General features: G+C 38.0%; 18 protein-coding genes and 1 other annotated feature. Of the genes, 15 read left to right on the forward strand and 3 right to left on the reverse strand.

Features of this window, described 5'->3' with window-relative positions:
* Nucleotides 1-42: 42 nt before the first annotated feature.
* From nusG to RK01_RS00360, 9 genes are all read left to right on the forward strand, one after another.
* Nucleotides 43-588: a transcription termination/antitermination protein NusG gene (gene nusG / locus RK01_RS00320; RefSeq protein ID WP_016171297.1), complete on the forward strand. Its 546-nt coding sequence runs from the start codon at nucleotides 43-45 to the stop codon at nucleotides 586-588.
* Nucleotides 589-1,039: 451 nt separating this feature from the next.
* The gene (locus RK01_RS00325; RefSeq protein WP_016171298.1) at nucleotides 1,040-1,483 is read left to right on the forward strand and encodes a PTS sugar transporter subunit IIA; all 444 of its coding nucleotides are present in this window, start codon (nucleotides 1,040-1,042) and stop codon (nucleotides 1,481-1,483) included.
* A gap of 3 nt (nucleotides 1,484-1,486) precedes the next feature.
* The gene (yajC, locus tag RK01_RS00330) at nucleotides 1,487-1,774 is read left to right on the forward strand and encodes a preprotein translocase subunit YajC (protein WP_016171299.1); all 288 of its coding nucleotides are present in this window, start codon (nucleotides 1,487-1,489) and stop codon (nucleotides 1,772-1,774) included.
* Nucleotides 1,775-1,812: 38 nt separating this feature from the next.
* On the forward strand, nucleotides 1,813-2,295 hold the full coding sequence (gene agaV, locus RK01_RS00335; protein ID WP_016171300.1) for a PTS N-acetylgalactosamine transporter subunit IIB: 483 nt from the start codon (nucleotides 1,813-1,815) through the stop codon (nucleotides 2,293-2,295).
* Nucleotides 2,296-2,322: 27 nt separating this feature from the next.
* Nucleotides 2,323-3,129, forward strand: coding sequence for a PTS mannose/fructose/sorbose/N-acetylgalactosamine transporter subunit IIC (locus RK01_RS00340; RefSeq protein WP_016171301.1), 807 nt, complete (start codon nucleotides 2,323-2,325; stop codon nucleotides 3,127-3,129).
* The gene (locus RK01_RS00345; protein ID WP_016171302.1) at nucleotides 3,119-4,159 is read left to right on the forward strand and encodes a PTS system mannose/fructose/sorbose family transporter subunit IID; all 1,041 of its coding nucleotides are present in this window, start codon (nucleotides 3,119-3,121) and stop codon (nucleotides 4,157-4,159) included. The genes RK01_RS00340 and RK01_RS00345 overlap by 11 nt, the downstream gene beginning before the upstream one ends.
* A gap of 172 nt (nucleotides 4,160-4,331) precedes the next feature.
* Complete coding sequence (locus RK01_RS00350; RefSeq protein WP_016171303.1) at nucleotides 4,332-5,066, forward strand: GntR family transcriptional regulator; 735 nt, start codon at nucleotides 4,332-4,334, stop codon at nucleotides 5,064-5,066.
* A gap of 39 nt (nucleotides 5,067-5,105) precedes the next feature.
* Nucleotides 5,106-6,284 carry an SIS domain-containing protein gene (locus RK01_RS00355; protein ID WP_016171304.1) on the forward strand — a complete coding sequence of 393 codons (1,179 nt, stop codon included), beginning with the start codon at nucleotides 5,106-5,108 and terminating at the stop codon, nucleotides 6,282-6,284.
* Nucleotides 6,285-6,426: 142 nt separating this feature from the next.
* Nucleotides 6,427-7,293: an alpha/beta fold hydrolase gene (locus RK01_RS00360; RefSeq protein ID WP_016171305.1), complete on the forward strand. Its 867-nt coding sequence runs from the start codon at nucleotides 6,427-6,429 to the stop codon at nucleotides 7,291-7,293.
* Nucleotides 7,294-7,558: 265 nt separating this feature from the next.
* On the opposite strand, the gene RK01_RS00365 is transcribed toward RK01_RS00360, so the two are convergent.
* Nucleotides 7,559-8,152 (reverse strand): TetR/AcrR family transcriptional regulator, encoded by a 594-nt coding sequence (locus tag RK01_RS00365; RefSeq protein ID WP_016171306.1) that lies wholly within the window; start codon nucleotides 8,150-8,152, stop codon nucleotides 7,559-7,561.
* A gap of 184 nt (nucleotides 8,153-8,336) precedes the next feature.
* On the opposite strand from RK01_RS00365, the gene RK01_RS00370 reads away from it, so the two are divergent.
* Both RK01_RS00370 and RK01_RS00375 read left to right on the forward strand, forming a co-directional pair.
* Nucleotides 8,337-9,218 (forward strand): ABC transporter ATP-binding protein, encoded by an 882-nt coding sequence (locus tag RK01_RS00370; RefSeq protein ID WP_016171307.1) that lies wholly within the window; start codon nucleotides 8,337-8,339, stop codon nucleotides 9,216-9,218.
* 8 nt (nucleotides 9,219-9,226) lie between these two features.
* Nucleotides 9,227-10,840, forward strand: coding sequence for an ABC transporter permease (locus RK01_RS00375; RefSeq protein WP_034864640.1), 1,614 nt, complete (start codon nucleotides 9,227-9,229; stop codon nucleotides 10,838-10,840).
* A gap of 164 nt (nucleotides 10,841-11,004) precedes the next feature.
* On the opposite strand, the gene sdaAA is transcribed toward RK01_RS00375, so the two are convergent.
* Both sdaAA and sdaAB read right to left on the reverse strand, forming a co-directional pair.
* Complete coding sequence (sdaAA, locus tag RK01_RS00380; protein WP_016171309.1) at nucleotides 11,005-11,877, reverse strand: L-serine ammonia-lyase, iron-sulfur-dependent, subunit alpha; 873 nt, start codon at nucleotides 11,875-11,877, stop codon at nucleotides 11,005-11,007.
* Between the two features lie 13 nt (nucleotides 11,878-11,890).
* The gene (gene sdaAB / locus RK01_RS00385; protein ID WP_016171310.1) at nucleotides 11,891-12,556 is read right to left on the reverse strand and encodes an L-serine ammonia-lyase, iron-sulfur-dependent subunit beta; all 666 of its coding nucleotides are present in this window, start codon (nucleotides 12,554-12,556) and stop codon (nucleotides 11,891-11,893) included.
* Between the two features lie 228 nt (nucleotides 12,557-12,784).
* Here sdaAB and RK01_RS00390 point away from each other — a divergent pair, with 228 nt between their 5' ends.
* The 4 genes from RK01_RS00390 to rplJ all read left to right on the forward strand — a co-directional run bounded on the left by RK01_RS00390 (nucleotide 12,785) and on the right by rplJ (nucleotide 15,817).
* Nucleotides 12,785-13,507: a glucosamine-6-phosphate deaminase gene (locus tag RK01_RS00390; RefSeq protein WP_016171311.1), complete on the forward strand. Its 723-nt coding sequence runs from the start codon at nucleotides 12,785-12,787 to the stop codon at nucleotides 13,505-13,507.
* Between the two features lie 367 nt (nucleotides 13,508-13,874).
* Nucleotides 13,875-14,297 (forward strand): 50S ribosomal protein L11, encoded by a 423-nt coding sequence (gene rplK, locus RK01_RS00395; protein WP_016171312.1) that lies wholly within the window; start codon nucleotides 13,875-13,877, stop codon nucleotides 14,295-14,297.
* 104 nt (nucleotides 14,298-14,401) lie between these two features.
* Complete coding sequence (gene rplA, locus RK01_RS00400; RefSeq protein WP_016171313.1) at nucleotides 14,402-15,091, forward strand: 50S ribosomal protein L1; 690 nt, start codon at nucleotides 14,402-14,404, stop codon at nucleotides 15,089-15,091.
* Between the two features lie 54 nt (nucleotides 15,092-15,145).
* Nucleotides 15,146-15,277: a sequence feature (ribosomal protein L10 leader region), on the forward strand.
* A gap of 36 nt (nucleotides 15,278-15,313) precedes the next feature.
* Nucleotides 15,314-15,817 (forward strand): 50S ribosomal protein L10, encoded by a 504-nt coding sequence (gene rplJ / locus RK01_RS00405; protein ID WP_016171314.1) that lies wholly within the window; start codon nucleotides 15,314-15,316, stop codon nucleotides 15,815-15,817.
* Nucleotides 15,818-15,841: the final 24 nt, after the last annotated feature.

The raw sequence follows: 15,841 nt of genomic DNA on the forward strand, positions 1-15,841 counted from the left end.
GGAACTGAGGTTTTTTTATTTTAGACAAAAGGAGCCAAACAAATGGAATCATTTGAAAGAAACTGGTATGTGCTACACACGTATTCGGGTTATGAAAACAAAGTCAAAGCAAATATTGAATCACGGGCACAAAGTATGGGTATGGGCGATTTTATTTTTCGTGTTGTTGTCCCAGAAGAAACTGCAAAAGAATTAAAGAACGGTAAAGAAAAAGAAGTCGTTCATAAAACTTTTCCGGGTTACGTCTTAGTGGAAATGGTCATGACTGATGAATCGTGGTATGTAGTACGAAATACACCTGGCGTTACCGGTTTTGTCGGCTCACACGGTGCCGGAAGCAAACCCGCACCTTTACTACAAGAAGAAATCAATCATATCTTGCGTTCAATTGGTATGAGCGCACGGACAAGTGATTTAGAAGTCAACGTTGGCGATACTGTTAAAATTATCGAGGGTGCATTTGCTGGTCTGGAAGGCCAAGTTGCTGAAATCGATGAAGAAAAACAAAAGTTGAAAGTGAATATTGACATGTTCGGCCGCGAAACAAGTACAGAATTGGACTTTGAACAAGTAGACAGCCTATCATAAAACATGGAGAAATTGGCACTTAGCATTTTGCTAAGTGCTTTTTTTTATAGCTAGATGGATTACAAAATTGACACAAGTAATAAGGCAATATATCTTCCGGTTTTTGGTGTCTAGCTATATGAACGGCCTCTCTTGGACAATAAGCTGAAGTTTTAAGAAATTTAAAGGACAATTTAACAAAATTCCATCTTATTGCTTGCGGGCTAAACGAGTGCGTATAACTTTTCTCATTCTTCGAGGTTATAACCAGTTTAAAAATAAAAAAAATCTGTATAAAATTTACAGTTTTGTTCTTTATTAGTGGCAAAAACCTTAATTAACCTCACTTATTAAATGTGGCACTGCTATTTTTAATTTGCAAATTTTCCTTGACAGAAGATGTTAGCGCTTTTATAATTGGTTTGTGGTTACTACCAGATGAGTGACGTTATTATTTGAAGGAGGCGGTAAAATGATTGGTTGCGTATTAACTGGTCATGGTTCGTTTGCACCAGGTCTTTATGGTGCTTTAACGATGATTGCGGGCGAACCAGATTTTTTTGAAGTCGTAGCTTTTGCTGATGGCGAAAATGTTGACGATTTTGAAGCACGAATGAAGCAAGCTGTACAAACATTAGCAGATACTTGTGAAGGAGTTTTAGTTTTTAGTGATTTGCTAGGGGGGTCTCCTTTCAAAACAGCGATGATTGCAGCACAAGATTTTGAAAATGTTGAAGTAATCGCCGGAGCTAATTTACCAATGTTAATTGAAACAATTGGGTTACGCTACGCTAACACTGAACTAAATCAATTGGTTGATCAAGCAGTTGCTGCAGGTCAGAGCGGTGTCGTTCACGCACAGTTAGTCATTCATGATGATGAAGATGAAGCAGCGGAAGCGGAAGAAGGGATTTAGCCAATGAGCATTTGGAACAGTATTCTAGGTGCCTCAATTGTGGTGCTGGTTTTTGTAATCGCTTTTGCTATTATTTATTATTTTATTGGCGCTCGTGGTATGAAATCACAAAAGGAGCATTTCAAAACACTTCACCAATCTCTTGCACCAGGGCAAGAAGTCAAATTTGCCAATGGTCTTTATGGCACCATTAAAGTCATTAACCAAAAAAAAGAAACAGTCGATATTGAAGTGAAATCCGGGACAGTTATTGAAGTTTCCCGCTATGCAATCTCAGAAATTGTGAAATAAAAATTTAAAAATTCAGTACCTATATAGGAGGAATTACTATGACAGAACCAAATATTTTATTAACACGTATTGATAATCGTTTAATTCATGGTCAAGTTGCAACACAATGGAACGGAACTTTAGGGGCTAATTTGATTTTAGTAGCCAATGATAAAGTTGCTGGAGACAAGGTACGCCAAGGCTTGATGGACATGGCGGCTCCAACTGGTGTTCAAACACGGTATTTCTCGATCCAAAAAACGATCGATATCATCCATAAGGCTTCACCAAAACAAAAGATCTTCATTATTGTAGAAAATCCTGAAGATGTTTTGAAATTAGTTGAAGGAGGCGTGCCAATTAAAAAATTAAATATTGGAAATATGCACATGGCTGAAGGAAAACGCCAAGTTGCTACCACTGTTGCCGTGGATGATGAAGATGTTGCAGCCTTTAAAAAGTTACAAGATTTAGGGGTGGAACTTGAAATACGTCGCGTACCAACTACAGCAGTAGAAGACAGCAGCAAACTATTCAACTAAGCACGTGCTTAAGGAGGGAGTTTAAGAATGGATTATAATTTCATTCAGATCTTATTGGTCTTTCTTGTGACGTTTATCGCCGCAATCGATCAATTCAGTTTTTTGGAATCATTATATCAACCAATTGTAACAGGTATGGTAATTGGTCTTATTTTAGGGGATTTACAAACAGGTTTAATTGTTGGTGGTACGTATCAGTTAATGACCATCGGGAATATGCCAGTTGGTGGAGCACAGCCACCTAATGCTGTTATCGGCGGAATTATGGCTGCCATTTTATCTATCACATTGAAATTAGAGCCAACAGCAGCAGTTGCAACAGCAATTCCATTTTCATTATTAGGTCAATATGCTGTAACTTTGATTTTCTCTGCGATGTCACCTGTAATGTCAGTAGCAGATAATTATGCACATGATGCCAACACCAAAGGAATTGATCGCATTAACTATTTAGCTATGGCTGCCATTGGTGCTATCTTTGGTTTAATCGTTGTTTTATTCTTTATCGGCGGTGCAACTTTTGGGGAACAAGTTGTCAGTGCAATTCCAGAATGGTTGATGAAAGGTTTATCAGCTGCTGGGGGCATGATGCGTTATGTCGGTTTTGCAATTCTATTAAAAGTAATGGTTTCTCGTGATATGTGGGGCTTTTACTTCATGGGCTTTGGTCTAGCAACAATCGTAATGGCAGCTCCAAGCTTATCTGGTCCTGCTTTGATTATCTTGGCATTTATCGGATTTGCGTTAGCTTTCTGGGATTACCAAATCCAATCTAAATTCAAAACTGCAACAGCCAATGCAAATGACTTCGGAGGTGACGAAGATGGCATATAATATTCCGGATACGTATCAAGATCAATCGGTCGGAGAAACACTAGATAAAAAAACATTAAATAAAATGGTTTGGCGTTCCTTGTTCTTACAAGCATCTTTTAACTATGAACGGATGCAAGCTGGCGGTTGGTTATACGGTATTTTGCCAGGTTTGAAAAAAATCCACAAAAATAAAGATGACTTAGCAGCTTCTATGAGTCATAACCTTGAGTTCTTTAATACCCATCCATTTTTAGTAACATTCGTAATGGGGATTGTTTTATCATTAGAACAAAATAAAGCAGATATTCCGACTATTCGGGCCGTTCGTGTGGCTGCAATGGGTCCTTTAGGTGGGATTGGGGATGCATTATTCTGGTTCACTTTAGTACCAATTACAGCCGGTATTACTTCAAACATGGCAATTAGCGGTAATGTTGCAGCTCCATTTATTTTCTTGCTTGTTTTCAATATTGCGCAATTTGCATTACGTTTCTTCTTGATGAATTGGTCCTACAAACTAGGGACAGACGCAATTGGGGTCTTAACTGAAAATGCCAAAGAATTTACGCGGGCTGCAAGTATTTTAGGTATCTTCGTTGTTGGGTCATTAACTTGTGTTTATGGCGCAACAAAAGTTGATGTTCAAATTCCAAATGGTGAAACGAACACTGTGCATTCAGTTACAACGGTTGTGCCTGCCGGAGAAGAACACAAATACGATGAATATGTTTATAAAAAAGACGACAATGGCAAATTGACAGAAGATGTGCAAGATGCTGCTGAAGGCGAAAAAGCTTTAGGCGTTGTGAAATTACCTTCAGGAGATTTTGAAGTAACATTTAATCGTAACGAAACAACTCCTGTAACGATTGATATTCAAAAAATCTTAGATGGTATTTTGCCACAAATGATTCCATTAGCAATGACCTTACTTTTGTACTTCTTGTTATCAAAACGCGGTTGGACACCATTAAAATGTATCTTGCTATTATTGGTGATCGGCTTAGTTGGGTCAGGGTTTGGTATTTGGCCTAATATTTGGCCTTAAAAAACTGTGACAGATTATACCACTTATTCCTTTGTGATAAGTGGTATTTTTTTTACGAGTGGTCTAGATAAATACAGCTGATAAAACGCTTTATTAATTATTTTTATTGACTTAATTGTCAAAAAAAGATAAACTCATCTTGTGGTAGTAACCAGTTGTGAGGAGGTGTCATATGACGCGAGCAAAAAAACAGCCTTTATACGATCAATTAGTCGAGTTGTTAAAAGAAAAAATTGAAAATGAATACGAAGCCAATATGATGTTGCCTTCTGAACGGGAACTATCTGACATTTATGGATTGAGTCGCACTACAGTTCGCCTAGCTTTGCAAGAGTTGGAAAAAATTGGTTATATTTATCGTCAACATGGTAAAGGAACTTTTGTCTCTGATTTAAAAGAAACCAGTGTTAATCTCCAAGGAATGTATAGTTTTACTGAACAGATGAAGTCTTTAGGCCGTACACCTCAAACTGCAGTATTAGAATTTGAAAAAATTGAAGCAAATAAATTTTTGGCTAATCAATTTAACGGCAAGTTAGGGATGAAGCTTATTAAAATGAAACGTTTAAGAAGTGCAGATGGGGAACCGTTAATGTTAGAGCGAACTTATTTGCCATTGAGCAAATTCTTGGATTTGACCAAAGAAGATTTAGAGCATAAAGCACTTTATGATATTTTTCGAGAGGATTATCACGAGGTGGTCAAAATTGCAGAAGAAGAACTATTTGCCAATATTGCCCGTCCCAAAGATGCGCCCTTTTTGGAAATTCGAGAAGGCGCTCCAGTTTTGGCTTTAATGCGTAAAACCTACAATCAAGCCAATGAAATTATCGAATTTACATCGAGTGTTGCCCGAGCTGATCAGTTTCGTTATAAAATTGTTCATCAAAATGTGCAACCACAATGAAATTAAACTAGACAAGTCTATGTCTAAAGGAGGATAAAAATGTTTCAATTTTCAACCGAAGAGTTAACCAAGATGGGGGCAGAAATCACTACCCGTGAAATTAAACAACAACCTGAATTATGGCAAGAAGCTTTCACTTATTATAAAGAAAATGTCGAACGGATAGATGCCTTTTTAACAGATGTAAAAAAAGCATCTGAAGGGAAAGTACGTATCATTTTTACTGGTGCGGGGACTTCGCAATATGTAGGCGATACGGTAAAACCTTATCTAAACAAAGTAGGAGATAATCGTCATTTTGTTTTTGAAAGTATTGGGACGACTGATATTGTGGCGGCACCCGAAGAATACTTGCAACCAGATGAATGGACAATTTTAGTTTCATTTGCTCGTAGCGGAAACTCGCCGGAAAGTGTTGCAGCAGTGGATGTAGCCAATAAATATGTGAAAAATTTACGACACATTACCATCACATGCGCACCCGAAGGCCAACTAGCCAAAGCCGCAACTGGTGATGATCATAACTTATTATTGATGATGCCGACTCGTGCCAATGACCAAGGCTTTGCTATGACAGGTAGTTTTTCTTGTATGGCATTAACAGCATTACTTGTTTTTGATGAAAAAAATAACCTGGATACAAAAGAAACTTATGTAAAGGCAATGGCAACATTAGGAAACGAAGCAATTGTCAGAGAAGATGAAGTACAAAAAATTATTGATTTAGATTTTGATCGTATTGTTTATCTTGGATCAGGTAGTTTATCTGGTTTAACAAGAGAGGCTTCCTTGAAGGTCTTAGAACTTACTGCTGGTAAGATGGCAACTGTTTTTGATTCTTCAATGGGTTTTCGACATGGCCCTAAATCTTTTATCAATGAAAAAACAATTATGTTTGTATTCGTTAATAACGATACCTATACACGCCAATATGATGTCGATATTTTAGAAGAAGTTCACGCAGATAAAATCGCCCCATCAGTTTTAGGAATTACGCAAAAAGCAACCGAAACTAATTTTAGTGGTGATAATTTTGTTTTTGAAGCCAGTGATGTAACATTACCAGACGGCTATGCAACATTACCGTTCTTAGTTGTTGCACAGACCGTTTCCTTGCTTTCTTCGATTAAAGTTGGCAATACTCCTGATACGCCATCGCCAACAGGAACTGTTAACCGCGTAGTAAAAGGGGTAACAATTCATCCTTTTGAAGTGTAAATGCTAACTACTAACTCCAATGTACACATTGGAGTTTTTTGTTTGGCCAAATCATGGGAAAGTGTAAAAGATTATTTTGAAAAAAGAGATTTATCCTTTGCTTGAAAGTTTGGCGTATAATGCAAGATGAGGATGTGAGACAATGAAAAAAATAATTATAATGGGGCTATTTATGCTTGCTCTGGCTGGCTGCGGGACTGCACAAAAATCTTCTATCTCTCTTTCTTCATCAACGAAGACGGAAGAAAAAGTCAAATCTCCAACGCCGCAAAAAACAGCAATTCCCACTTTATTTATTCATGGCTACAGCGGCACAGAGAATTCTTTTTCAGGCATGATGAAACGAATGGAAAAAAATGACTTTGCCAAAAAAGAGTTAATGATGAAAGTTTCACCAGCTGGGACGGTTACAATGACAGGACAGCTGAGCGGTAAAAAAGATAATCCTATGATTCAAGTTTTATTTGAAGATAATAAAAATACAGAATGGTCGCAAGCTCAGTGGCTGTACAACTGTTTAGCAGCTCTAAAAAAAGTTGGAGTAGACAAAGTAAACTTGGTAGGACACTCAATGGGTGGCGTTTCGGGGCTACGTTACTTAATGACTTATCCGAATGACGATACGCAACCACAAGTTATCAAATTTGTTGCTATTGGCGCACCTTTTAACGATTTTTTAGATACGAGTGAAACACAGAGTATCCAAGAGTTATTAAAAAATGGTCCCAATGAATACTCCAGTCGCTACCAGGATTATCAAAATTTAGCCGGAAATTTGGACAAAAAAATCCAAATATTACTTTTAGCAGGACAGTTAAATCAAAATACTTTTAATGATGAAACCGTACCAACAACTAGTGCATTAAGTGTCAATGCATTATTAAGTCAGACCAATAAGGTATCTACGCAAATTTTTTATGGCGCAAACGCGCAACATAGTCAACTCCACGAAAATAAAGAAGTTGATAAAGCTGTGGCTGATTTTTTATGGCCGCAGTCAATACATTAAAATTTATTCCGCAGAAAATGAGTCAAGGCAATAAGCAGGGAGGATTAGCAATTTTAAAAGAACGCACCTCAACTTTACCAGTTGTGGCGCGTTCTTTTATTATAGGTAGTGGATGTTATAGTTTTCACTAGGAGTAAACACATTTGTTCCATTTTTCTTATGTCTAAATTTTTATAGCTTAATTGCCTATTTTGCTAAATGAAAGAAACGATTTATTAAAATGCTTTTTCAAATATCTTCACTTCAATAAGTTTACAAAATTTCTTTAGCGTGGTGCTAAACCTTTTAGCAAAACCTCGCTCCATTCTTCGATATAGGGAAGGGCTCGACTATAAATTGCCGGTTCAGCAATTCCAGCCACCATGGACTCTGTGTAAATAAAGAGAAATTCATCAGTATATTTGGGATCAATTGCGCCTTCTTTGCGTCCTTGTTGAAATAAAGTAAAAAGAGTCTCGTTACTACGGCGAGTATAACTTGTCATAAAGGCAGCCAATTCTTTATCTTCAGTTTGTGAATAACAGCCCATTAAGTCAAGATAAAATTGTTGGCTTACTTGATCCAACCGATTGATTTTTAACTGTGTTAAGGCAGAAAAAGTATCCGTGAACGATTTTCTTTCTTGCAAGACACTTTCTGCTTCTTTCGCCATTTCTGTCAAAAAATTTTTAAAGACTGCTTGCAGTAGTTTATCTTTTGAATGAAAGTATTTAAAAATGGTTGCTTTGGAAATTTTGGTCGCAGCCGTTACTTTGTCGATTGTTAATGCTTTACTGCCTTCAGGACTATTCATAATTTCAAAAGCTGCAGCCAAAACTGCTTGCCTTTTTTCAGCACTTCTTTTCTCAAAGCCGTTCAATTCTGCGCCTCCTTTTCCCATCAATGTTTACTTATATTATAGTAAAATAAATTTAAACTGCAAATTTAAAACGAGTTCAAAAAAAGGCGGTTTTTGATTGACAATTGCAGGGAATATGCCTAATATTGAACTCATATTAAAGGAATAGTTCAAAAAATGCTTTTTGAAAAAAGGAGTCTTAAATATGACGCAATTAATTGAAATTACGAACTTACAAAAAAGTTTTGGCAAATTTCAAGCACTAAAAGATGTTAGTTTTGCTGTTGCTCCAGGGGAAGTAGTAGGATTTATTGGACCAAATGGCGCAGGAAAATCAACTACTATTCGAACTATCTTAGGTATTTTAAAAAAAGATGCAGGTAGTGTGAGGGTATTTGGCAAAGATGTCTGGAAAGATAGTATCGAAATTCATAAACGATTATCTTATGTCCCAGGAGATGTGGCTTTGTGGGGAAATTTAACCGGTGGTGAAATTATCGATTTATTTATGAAATTGCATGGCGGCGGCAATTTGCAAAAGCGGGATGAATTAATTCAAAAATTTGAATTAGATCCTCGCAAAAAAGCGAAGAGTTATTCCAAAGGAAACCGACAAAAAGTAGGTTTAATCGCAGCTTTATCAGTTGAATCGGACCTATACATTTTAGATGAACCGACTTCTGGCTTGGATCCTTTGATGGAAGCCGTTTTTCAAGATGAAGTTGAAAAGATAAAAAATGCTGGCAAATCTATTTTACTTTCTTCCCATATTCTAAGTGAGGTCGAACGTTTAGCTGATAAAGTGGTCATCATTCGTGAAGGTAAAGTAGTTGAAACGGGCACGCTTCAAGAATTGCGGCATTTGACTCGCTCGACAGTTACATTAGTGGCACAAGGGGACGTAGCGCATTTAGAGAATATTACTGGGGTTTATGATTTTAAACAAAAAGGAACAGAAGTGAAATTTGCCATTGATAACAAAGCACTAAATACTATTTTAGCGGCTGTCGCAAAACTTGAAGTTGAGAAATTTGAAGTAGTTCCGCCGACACTGGAAGATTTGTTTATCAGACATTATGAAAGGTGATGGCGAAAATGACAGAGAAATTTTCACAATGGAATTTATTGTTTTGGCAATTTTTAAAAAGAGATTGGAAAAAAATTGGTGTCTGGTTACTGGGACTTGGGCTATTTAGTGGTGGTTTTGTCCCCGCTTTTGAAGAGCTGGCAAAAGGCCAGGGGCTAGTTGGTATGTATCACACTATGCAAAACCCAGCGATGATTGCGATGATTGGAACCACTCCAGTTAAAAATGTTCAAAATTATACAGTGGCTGCCATGTATGCCAATGAAATGTTACTTTTTTGTAGTTTGTTTGCTATGATTTTAGCAGCGCTACATGTGGTTAGCCATACCCGTAAAGAAGAAGAACTGGGCCTAACGGAATTGATTCGTTCGTTTCGCGTGGGACGCCAAGCCAATTCCCTAGCTATTTTGGTGGAAACTTTTTTAATCAATTTGGTCCTAGGTTTATTGATTGGTTTTTTAATGGCAGCGTTTGGTGTAAAAAGCATTGATTTAAATGGGAGTTTATTGTTTGGTCTATCAATCGCTTTAGCTGGCATATTAGGGGCGGTCTTTGGCTTATTATTTGCTCAGATTATGCCCACTGCTGCCGGTGCCACAGGAGTTAGCTTGGGCTTTATTGGTCTTTTATATATCCTGCGGGCGGGCACTGATATCAGTAATGGTGACTTATCAAAAATTAATCCGATGGGTTGGACTTATTTAACCTATCCTTTTACTGAAAATAACTGGATCTATTTCGTAATTGGTTTGTTTTTTAGTTTTCTTATTGTACTATTTAGCTTCTTTTTAGAAGGAAAACGCGATTATAACGCCGGCTATTTACCTGAAAAAGAAGGACGTTCCCATGGAAGTAAGGCCCTTTTGTCCGTAGCAGGATGGTATTTACGAATTAATTTTGGCATGATTATCAGCTGGATGGTCGGATTTGCTTTAATGGGGGCTGCTTATGGTTCAGTGTATCAAGATATGCAAAGTTTTATGGAAGGTAACGAATTAGTAAAACAAGTCTTTGTGCATAGTGGCGGCAGTCTAGCTGAATCTTTTACAGGCACGATTATAGTGGTGATGGTGGCGTTAGTCGCTATTTTGCCAATTGCGATTTTAAATAAATTGTTTACTGAAGAAAGCAGTGGTCGGATGAGTCAACTGTTTTCCACCCAAGTTTCCCGCCTAAAACTTTATAGTAACAGTGTTTTGTTAGCGGTAGTAAGTAGTGCAGCCGGTGTTTTGGTCAGCTCGCTTTGTTTAGGGGCAACAGCGGTAACTGTTATGGAGAACACTGCCGCGATGCCGTTAAAAGAATTTTTAGCAGCAGGCTTTAATTTCTTGCCGGTTGTTTTATTCTTTGCTGGTTTAGCAGCATTTTGCCTCGGATTTGTCCCTAATTTCAGTAAAGTTGTTTATGTGTATTTGGGATATTCGTTTGCAATTAGCTATTTTGGCGGTATTTTGAATTTGCCAGAATGGTTTAGTAATACCTCTGCTTTAAAATGGCTGCCACAATTACCCACTGCCGATTTTGACTTCGCACGCTTTGGCATGGTGACTGTAATTAGTTGTGTTTTACTCCTATTAGGGTTTATCGGGTACAAGCGGCGCGATTTACAAGAGTCGGCTTAATAAAAAAGCAGCATTTCCTTTTTTAGATAAAGGAAATGCTGCTTTTTTTGGGTCAATAGATTATATGATTTCCACAAGAAATAGAGCTGATACATTAAGATTATTGCGGAGAGTTGAACAAATCTTTTCGTCTTTTCTTATTTCATGAGGAAATAATTTGGCAATTATTCTTGCTTAGCAAAAATTTCTTTTTGTAGTCGTTGCGCAGTAGGGGTCATGGCGAGGCCGCCTTCGGCAGTTTCCTTGAAAATAGAAGGCATCTGGCGCCCTACTTGATACATTGCAGCTACCACTTCGTCAGGCGGAATCACACTTTCAATGCCGGCTAATGCCATATCAGCTGAAATAAAAGCTTGGGAAGATCCTAAGGCATTGCGTTTGACGCAAGGGACTTCAACTAAACCTGCGACAGGATCACAAATGAGTCCCATCATATTTTTTAAAGTGATGGCAACTGCTTGGGCTGCTTGATGGGCAGTACCACCATTTGCACAGACTAAAGCCGCGGCAGCCATCGCGCTAGCGGAACCAACTTCCGCTTGGCAACCACCCTCAGCGCCAGAAATAGAAGCGTTGTTGGCGATAACCAATCCAAAAGCGCCAGCGGTAAACAAAAAATTTATTTGTTCTTCATGGGTCAAATTTAAACGATTCCGCACGGCCAATAAGACTCCGGCAACAACACCGGCACTCCCAGCAGTAGGCGTAGCACAAATCAATCCCATTTTGGCATTCACTTCATTCACAGCAATCCCATTTCGAACTGCAGTCAAAATTGTTTCACCACTTAAAAAATTGCCACTATTTAAATAATCGTTCATCTTTTTTGCATCACCTCCAGTAAGACCGGTAACAGATTTTACACCGGCAACGCCTTCAGCTACCGAATTTTCCATAACGGATAGATTGCGTTCCATTAAAGCAATAATTTGTTCTTTTTTACGTCCTGTAACTTCCATTTCAGTTGCAACCATTAAATCCGAAACTGAATCATAAGCTTGAGCTTGTTCTACTAAATCCGCAATCGTATAAAACATGCGCGTTTACTCCTTAATCAAAATAATTCACTGTGTACATGTAATCCAGTGCTTTTAGTTGTTCGCAAATACCTGGTTGTGGTTCATCCACTTCAATAATCATAATGGCTTTTTCACCTTTTGACTCTCGCGTGACAGTCATTGTCCCAATATTTGCACCGCGCTCGGAGAGAATATTTGTGACTTTGGCAATCATCCCCGGTACATCTTGATGGACGGTGATAAAAGTGGGCGTGCCCATTGAAAGCGAAATTTTAAAGCCGTTTAATTCTGAAATTTGAATATTGCCGCCACCAATAGATTTACCAGTCACAGATAGTGTACGCCCATCTTTGTGGAGGATCATCTTCACGGAATTGGGATGTTCTGCTTTTTCACTTTTGGGAATAAAGTAAACTTCCATGCCATGTTCATAGGCGATTTTTAAAGAGTCGGCTAGATGTTCATCATCTGGGTCCATCCCCAGTAACCCACCTACTAAAGCAATATCAGTTCCGTGACCGCGATACGTCTTAGCAAAAGATTCATATAAATAAATATCTACGCTGTCTGGTTGTTCACCAAAAATACTGCGAATGACTTTGCCAATTCTAGCTGCACCAGCGGTATGAGAGCTGCTAGGACCTACCATGACGGGGCCGATAATGTCAAAAACACTACGATATTTCAGCTGTTCCATTGTGACACCTCATTTTTATTTTCTGCACTTGTAGTCTAACACAAAAATAACGACTTTTAATCCAAATTTTCTTATAAAAAAGATAAGTTTTTTGAAATTCAAATACAGTTGAACAGGCGCAATAATAGCAAAAAAAATCAAAAATCACAATAAGTTGACACGGGAGATTATATTTACGATATAATTATTATATAAAGCGTTTTCAAAATAAAGGAGTGACGAAAATTAATGAAATTGATTATTGAAAAAGACTATGAAGCCATGAGTCAAGTTGCAGCAAATATTTTATTAGGACTAATGAATGAGAATCGCCGGATTAATTTGGCAATTACAGCCGGCAATACTCCCAAACGTTTATATGAAATTATGGTACCACAAGTAAAAGGGCGTTCGTATTACGAAAATGTTCATTATTATAATTTTGATGAAATTCCCATTGTCGGCAGTAACGGTTACGGGGTCACCATGCGTAATTTAGATAATCTATTTTTTACACCAGCGGAAATAAAAAAAGAGCAACTCCATCCTTTAGATGAGACCAACTGGCAAACGCAAGATGAACGGATTAAAAAAGCTGGGGGATTAGATTTAATCTTAATGGGCATTGGAAGTGACGGACATTTTTGTGGTAATCTGCCAGGTTGGACAAAATTTGGGGCAGAAACATATTCTGTTGATATTTCAGGAGACAAAGCAGTCCGTGAGGCTTTGGCAGCAGAAGTAGGAGGAGATATAAATAAAGTGCCAACTGAGTTTTATACGATGGGGCCTAAAAGTGTAATGGCAGCCAAACACTTGGTAATGTTTGCCAATGGCAAGAAAAAAGCGGCTATTGTTAAAAAAGCTTTCTTTGGAGCAGTAACAGAAGATATTCCATCTTCTATTTTACAATTACATCCTAATTTAACTCTTATCTTAGATGAAGAAGCTGCCAGTGAACTGAGTAATTAGTGGATAAATACTTTCTTACTATTTAACAAACAAATTCAATTTTGTTCGGTTAATATATAGTAGGAAAGTTTTTTACTGTAAACAATTTAACCATACGTTTTGTCAAAATAGCATTTGTGGGATGAGATAAAATAAGATTTTTTTACGTTTCATCCATAATTCAGTAGAAAATCATTGCAATTTTAAGGATTCTTGCTATAATATTTCAGTGTGCGTGGGCTCACGCTTATTTTGAGACGCGCATTTTTTATTGGTCTTTTATATTTGTAAAAGGTAATTACTTACAACTTATAAAAGCATCAAGTACGTGGGAGGGGAAATATGCATCTCCAATTAACCACATCACGGACTCAAGGAGGTATGTCTCGTGGCAAAGAAAGTAGAAAAAATCGTTAAATTGCAAATTCCTGCAGGTAAAGCAACACCAGCTCCCCCAGTAGGTCCTGCGCTAGGTCAAGCGGGTATCAACATCATGGGCTTCACCAAAGAATTTAACGCCCGTACTGCTGATCAAGCAGGTTTAATCATTCCAGTTGTGATCTCTGTATATGAAGATCGTTCATTTACATTCATCACAAAAACACCACCAGCTGCAGTATTATTGAAAAAAGCTGCCGGTGTTGAAAAAGGTTCTGGCGAACCAAACAAAACAAAAGTTGCAAAAGTTACGCGTGATCAAGTAAAAGAAATCGCTGAAACTAAAATGGCTGACCTAAACGCTGCCGATGTAGAATCTGCTATGCGCATGGTCGAAGGTACTGCACGAAGCATGGGGATTACTGTAGAATAATTTATTCTTACCCCAAGGAAGTAGCTTCTCAGTTCGCTCGCTATTGAAAAATACGGGACACGTGGGAGGTTCTACCGTTATAACCACATCAAGGAGGAAACAAAATGGCTAAAAAGAGCAAAAAAATGCAAGAAGCATTGAAAAAAGTTGATGCAACTAAAGCATACTCAGTTGAAGAAGCTGTTGCTTTAGCAAAAGAAACAAATATCGCAAAATTCGACGCAACGGTTGAAGTTGCATACAAATTAAATGTTGACCCTAAAAAAGCGGATCAACAAATTCGTGGTGCTGTTGTATTACCAAACGGTACTGGTAAAACACAAACAGTTTTAGTTTTTGCTAAAGGCGAAAAAGCAAAAGAAGCAGAAGCTGCTGGCGCTGACTTTGTTGGCGACGACGACATGGTTCAAAAAATCCAAGGTGGCTGGTTTGGCTTTGACGTAGTTGTTGCAACACCAGACATGATGGCTACTGTTGGTAAATTAGGTCGTGTCTTAGGCCCTAAAGGTTTAATGCCTAACCCTAAAACTGGTACTGTTACAATGGACGTTACAAAAGCTGTTAACGAAGTAAAAGCTGGTAAAGTTACTTACCGTGTTGATAAAGCTGGTAACGTGCATGTGCCAATTGGTAAAGTTTCATTTGAAGATGACAAATTAATTGAAAACTTCAAAACAATCAACGATGTATTAGTGAAAGCTAAACCATCAGCAGCAAAAGGTCAATATATCAAAAACATTTCAGTGACAACAACATTTGGTCCTGGTGTTCATGTTGATCAAGCTTCATTTTAATTAAATGTAATTTAAACATTGACTTGACTATCTTATCTATGGTAAGGTAGTCAAGGTTAATAATTAACTGTACCGAAGACAGTAGGTGACGCAAGTCTTAATTTCCTACCGAGGACATTTATTGAAGAACATTCAATAGTCCCTCTATGTCTACGGTGACAAGGAGAGGCTTTTTTCTTTGCCTTAATGCCTTGTTCATCAAAATCAGGAGGTGAAATACAAGTGAGTGAAGCAGCAATCGCTAAAAAAGCGCAAATCGTGGACGAAGTTGCTGAAAAATTCAATGCAGCTGCATCAGTAGTAATCGCTGATTACCGTGGCTTAACAGTTGAAGAAGTAACAACTTTACGTAAACAATTGCGTGAAGCAGGCGTTGAAATGAAAGTTATCAAAAACTCTATCCTTTCTCGCGCTGCCAAACAAGCCGGCTTAGAAGGTTTGGACGAAGTTTTCACAGGTCCTACTGCCGTTGCATTTAGTAACGACGATGTAGTTGCACCAGCGAAAATTATGGACGAATTTTCTAAAGACGCAAAAGCATTAGAATTAAAAGGCGGTATCATCGAAGGTAAAGTGGCTTCTTTAGAAGAAATCACAGCTTTGGCAAAATTACCAAACCGCGAAGGTCTATTATCTATGTTGCTATCTGTACTACAAGCGCCAGTCCGCAACGTGGCTTACGCTGTCAATGCAGTCGTGGAAAGCAAAGATGGAGATGCAGCCTAAGCGCCGCATAATCTAAATAAAAAA

It is taken from the genome of Enterococcus dispar ATCC 51266, assembly GCF_000406945.1.
GTDB lineage: Bacteria > Bacillota > Bacilli > Lactobacillales > Enterococcaceae > Enterococcus_C > Enterococcus_C dispar.

Excerpts from the sequence above, each read along its gene's own strand:
- agaV (WP_016171300.1), top strand. The coding sequence starts at position 1,813 with ATGACAGAACCAAATATTTTATTAACACGTATTGATAATCGTTTAATT.
- rplA (WP_016171313.1), top strand. The coding sequence starts at position 14,402 with ATGGCTAAAAAGAGCAAAAAAATGCAAGAAGCATTGAAAAAAGTTGAT.
- RK01_RS00375 (WP_034864640.1), top strand. The coding sequence starts at position 9,227 with ATGACAGAGAAATTTTCACAATGGAATTTATTGTTTTGGCAATTTTTA.
- sdaAB (WP_016171310.1), bottom strand. The coding sequence starts at position 12,556 with ATGGAACAGCTGAAATATCGTAGTGTTTTTGACATTATCGGCCCCGTC.
- RK01_RS00345 (WP_016171302.1), top strand. The coding sequence starts at position 3,119 with ATGGCATATAATATTCCGGATACGTATCAAGATCAATCGGTCGGAGAA.
- RK01_RS00360 (WP_016171305.1), top strand. The coding sequence starts at position 6,427 with ATGAAAAAAATAATTATAATGGGGCTATTTATGCTTGCTCTGGCTGGC.
- RK01_RS00340 (WP_016171301.1), top strand. The coding sequence starts at position 2,323 with ATGGATTATAATTTCATTCAGATCTTATTGGTCTTTCTTGTGACGTTT.
- nusG (WP_016171297.1), top strand. The coding sequence starts at position 43 with ATGGAATCATTTGAAAGAAACTGGTATGTGCTACACACGTATTCGGGT.
- yajC (WP_016171299.1), top strand. The coding sequence starts at position 1,487 with ATGAGCATTTGGAACAGTATTCTAGGTGCCTCAATTGTGGTGCTGGTT.
- RK01_RS00370 (WP_016171307.1), top strand. The coding sequence starts at position 8,337 with ATGACGCAATTAATTGAAATTACGAACTTACAAAAAAGTTTTGGCAAA.
- sdaAA (WP_016171309.1), bottom strand. The coding sequence starts at position 11,877 with ATGTTTTATACGATTGCGGATTTAGTAGAACAAGCTCAAGCTTATGAT.
- RK01_RS00350 (WP_016171303.1), top strand. The coding sequence starts at position 4,332 with ATGACGCGAGCAAAAAAACAGCCTTTATACGATCAATTAGTCGAGTTG.
- RK01_RS00390 (WP_016171311.1), top strand. The coding sequence starts at position 12,785 with ATGAAATTGATTATTGAAAAAGACTATGAAGCCATGAGTCAAGTTGCA.
- RK01_RS00355 (WP_016171304.1), top strand. The coding sequence starts at position 5,106 with ATGTTTCAATTTTCAACCGAAGAGTTAACCAAGATGGGGGCAGAAATC.
- RK01_RS00325 (WP_016171298.1), top strand. The coding sequence starts at position 1,040 with ATGATTGGTTGCGTATTAACTGGTCATGGTTCGTTTGCACCAGGTCTT.